Annotated in this window: 2 protein-coding genes; both read right to left on the bottom strand. The window is 73.3% G+C overall.

What is annotated here, in order from left to right:
- A partial coding sequence (locus ACYVD5_RS15050) for a type I polyketide synthase (RefSeq protein ID WP_461001664.1) occupies positions 1-1,592 on the bottom strand: 1,592 nt, incomplete at its 3' end.
- Positions 1,593-1,665: 73 nt separating this feature from the next.
- A partial coding sequence (locus ACYVD5_RS15055; protein ID WP_461001665.1) for an acyl carrier protein occupies positions 1,666-2,524 on the bottom strand: 859 nt, incomplete at its 5' end.

Consider the following 2,524-nt stretch of genomic DNA (forward strand, 5'->3'; position numbering starts at 1 on the left):
GCCGCCAACCGGCGGGCCTGGTCCCGCAACGCACCCTGACCCCGCCCCGAAACCACCCACGGCACAGCACCGACCGACTCGGCAAAGACCCGCGGCGCCTGCGCGCCGACCACTGCGGCACCCGACCGCTCAACCGACGCCGCGCCGGCGGCTGCTGTGCCGTCACCCGCCGTGTGCCCGGCCGTTTCCGCCGCGGCCTGCGCGGGGTCGACGTGTTCCAGCACCACGTGGGCGTTGGTGCCGCTGATACCGAAGGAGGACACCGCGGAGCGGCGCGGAGCAGCGTCGCGGTCGGGCCACTCCCTGCTCTCCTGGAGCAGCCGCACCGCGCCCCGATCCCAGTCGACGTGCGTGGTCGGCGCGGCGGCGTGCAGCGTCCTCGGCAGCGCCCCGTGCCGCATGGCCATGACCATCTTGATCACCCCGGCCACCCCGGCCGCGGCCTGGGTGTGGCCGAAGTTGGACTTCACCGAACCCAGCCACAGGGGGCGCTGGTCTGCCCGGTTGCGGCCGTAGGTGGCCAGCAGCGCCTGCGCCTCAATCGGGTCGCCAAGCGCCGTACCCGTCCCGTGCGCCTCCACCGCGTCCACATCCGCACCGGTCAACCCGGCATTGGCCAGCGCCTGGCCGATCACCCGCTCCTGCGACGGCCCGTTCGGCGCCGAAAGTCCGTTGCTGGCACCGTCCTGGTTGACCGCCGAACCCCGGATCACCGCGAGCACCGGGTGCCCGTCGGCCCTGGCGTCCGACAGCCGCTGCAGCAGCACCATGCCCACGCCTTCGCCCAGCACCGTGCCGTCCGCCTCGTCGGAGAACGCCTTGCACCGGCCGTCGCGGGCCAGTCCCCGCTGGTGGCTGAAGTCGATCAGCAGCTCCGGTGTCGCCATGACCGTGATACCGCCGGCCAGCGCCATCGAACTCTCGCCCCGGCGCAGCGACTCGCAGGCCAGGTGGATGCCGACCAGCGACGACGAACAGGCGGTGTCGACCGTGACCGCCGGGCCTTCCAGCCCGAGCGTGTAGGCGACCCGCCCGGAGATGACGGAGCTGGAATTGCCCGTACCCAGGTAGCCCTCGCTCCCCGGCGGCAGCGGACCGGCGCCCACCTCGTAGTCGTTGGCAAAGGCCCCGACGAACACCCCCGCCCGGCTGCCGCGCAGCGCCGCCGGGTCGATGCCCGCCCGCTCCAGCACCTCCCACGACGTCTCCAGCAGCAGCCGCTGCTGCGGGTCCATGGCCACCGCCTCGCGCGGGCTGATCCCGAAGAACCCGGCGTCGAACGCATCAGCCGCATCGAGGAAGCCGCCCTCGCGGGCATAGGTCGCCCCGCTCGTCTCGGGATCGGGATCGTAGAGGGCCTCCAGGTCCCAACCGCGGTTCTTGGGGAACGGAACGACCGCGTCCCGCCCTTCGGTCAGCAGGTCCCACAGCCCTTCCGGCGACTCCACGCCGCCGGGGTAGCGGCAGCTCATTGCCACGATGGCGATCGGTTCGCTCTCCCGCTCCTCCACCTCGCGCAGGCGCCGGTTGGCCTGCTGGAGGTCCTCGGTCACTCGCCGAAGGTACTCAAGGAGCTTCTCTTCGTCCGCCACGCCGTCACCTTCCTGGAAGTTCTCACGCCTGCGCCGCCGTACCGGCCACCGGCCCACCTGGGCCCGGCCCGGTTCACAGCCCTTTGTCGATCAGTGCGAAGAGCTCGTCGGCCTTTGCCGCGCGCACGTCCTGGGTCTCCTGCTCCGTCTCGGCGCGACCGCTGCGCCACTCCTCCACCAGCCGCTGCAGCCGGACGTTGATCGCCGAGCGCGCGTCGCCGCTCTCGGGCACCGTGCCGAGCAGCCGGGCCAGGTCGTCCAGGCGCTGCATGACCTGCGACTCGACCGGTTCCTGCTCCGGCAGGAGCTGCTCGCCCACGTACTCGGCGATGGCGACCGCGTTGGGGTGGTCGAACACCAGCGTCGCCGGGAGCCGCAGTCCGGTTGCGCCGCCGAGCCGGTTGCGCAGCTCCACCGAGGTGAGCGAGTCGAACCCGATTTCGCTGAAGCTCTTGTCCGGATCGATCTGGTCGCCGGACTGGTGGCCGAGGACCGCGGCGGCCTCGGTGCGCACCAGCGACACCAGGGCTTCCTGCTGCTCGGCCGGAGGCAGTTCCGCGAGGCGCTGCTCCAGGGTCGGGCCGCTCGGCTCGGCCGCGCCGCCGGCGGCTTCGGCGGTGCGCCGGGGCGGCGCCGCCGGCGCACGTACGAGGCCGCGCAGCACCGCCGGGACACCCCCTGCGCCGCCGTCCCCGCTTGCCAGGGCGCGTTCATCGATGGGCAGCGGCACCGCGAACGGTGCCGACGTGGCCAGCGCCGCATCGAGCAGCGCCATGCCGCGGGCCGCGGTGAGCGCGGTGAAGCCCGACCGGGCCGCCCGGTCCAGGTCGGTGCCCGACAGCTCGCCGGTCATACCGCCGGTCTCGGGTGCCCATAGTCCCCAGGCGAGGGAGAGGGCGGGCAGGCCCTGCTCGCAGCGGTACGCGGCAAGC

The sequence above is a fragment of the Streptomonospora sediminis genome, from assembly GCF_054778995.1.